Source organism: Oleiphilus sp. HI0061 (genome assembly GCF_001635675.1).
This window is the reverse complement of record NZ_LWFE01001468.1, coordinates 1-1508: the sequence shown is the minus strand read 5'-3', so window position 1 is coordinate 1508 and position 1508 is coordinate 1. Positions and strand designations below refer to the sequence as shown.

1 protein-coding gene is annotated in these 1508 nt (G+C 45.7%); it reads right to left on the bottom strand.

The annotated features are described in order from the left end of the window. Positions 1-78: 78 nt before the first annotated feature. Positions 79-1508, bottom strand: a 1430-nt coding sequence (locus tag A3735_RS23035; RefSeq protein WP_068638729.1) for an ATP-binding protein, incomplete at its 5' end; no start/stop codon positions are given.

Sequence of the window (1508 nt, the reverse complement as noted above, 5' to 3'; positions counted from 1 at the left end):
AGATGCTCCCCGACAAGATTTTCATCGATTTTAGGGAGTGTTGAATGATATGGCAAGAAATAAGCGCTTTAGCATCGCCTAACGAGGAAAAATAGCCGAGAAGGAGCTACCTCGCCCCACCTCGCTATCGAGAACAATTCGACCATGATTCAGCGCGAGCATTTCGCAGCATATTGCTAAACCATAGCCATCACCTTCAATCTCACTATTCTCATGGGAATCTTGGCGCTGATATAGTTTGAAAATGCTTTCACGCTGTCCTTGAGGAACACCACAGCCTGTATCATTTACTTCAAGAGTAACGCACTTGCCGACCTGCTCATCAAAACTGGGACGAAGAGATACTTCAATAGCTCCCGCTTGCGTATATTTAATTGCGTTGGAGATAAGGTTGATCGCAATTTGCTTAAAGTGCTGCCTGTCTGCCAAGGCGTATATGTCAGAATCCGAAATCTCAGAGCGAAAATCCAAGCCTTTTTTCTTGGCAAGGGTTTCACCTTGTACACACGCTTCTTCAAGCGCAGGCACTGCATTGAAGCGGGAAATGTCGGCAGCCAGCTTTCCAGCTTCTACCCGCGTAGAATCCAAAGTCGTGCTGATCTGTTCAGCGAGCTGCTGACCGCCCCCGATAATTCGGTCGAACAAAGATAGCTGCGTTTCACTACACTGACTAGACAACTTTGATTTAAGAATGCCAGCGTAACCGACAACTGCATTCAAGGGTGAGCGCAATTCATGCACCATCATTGCCAAGTATTCTTTTCGAGTACGTTCTTTTTCGAGCTCCAGGCTTCGTTCAAACTCTTGACGCTGAAGTTCCATTTCTTTATTACTGGTCACATCTAACCCTGAAAGCAATACTGCGCTACCTTGACTGCCATCACTAATATGGAAACTCCATAAAAAGTGTGATGTCTTATCGTTATTTTCTTCAGCATTTGCAGAAGACTCGATATTCTCTAGACCACCCTGCTCTATTGCTTTGCCGACCAGAGCAGCAAGATCTCTGGGTAAAATAGCGGGCGCCCCTTCATCGTCAAATCCAAACTCAAGCATTAGATCAGTCATTGCAGGGTTACTAAAAAGAATCAGGCCTTGATCATCAAGCTCCAGCAATGGGGAGGGATTTATTTCAGTAAAAAATGAAAGCTTCTTGAGCTCTTCAAGCTGAAAGCCTTGCTGCTCGCAGGTAGTGAAAAGAATCATGCAGCTGCCATCATCGGTATAACTTCTACGGTAACTGACGGCAATGTTTTCAGAATTCTTATGCGTCCAATAGCATTCCTGTGGCGCTAGCTGAGCTTCACCCTGTTTTGCCAAGGGGCACTCCTCAGCTTCGTGATGAGTATAAATACTATGACGGCAAAATAGATCATGAGCAGTACCGCCCTCCGCTGCTTTTTCGGCAATAGCATCAATATCCCAGCCTAACATGGCCTGGCCTGCCTTGTTTAAGAACTGAATACAACCGTCACTATCGACAAGCAACACACCTTCAGGTAAAGCAT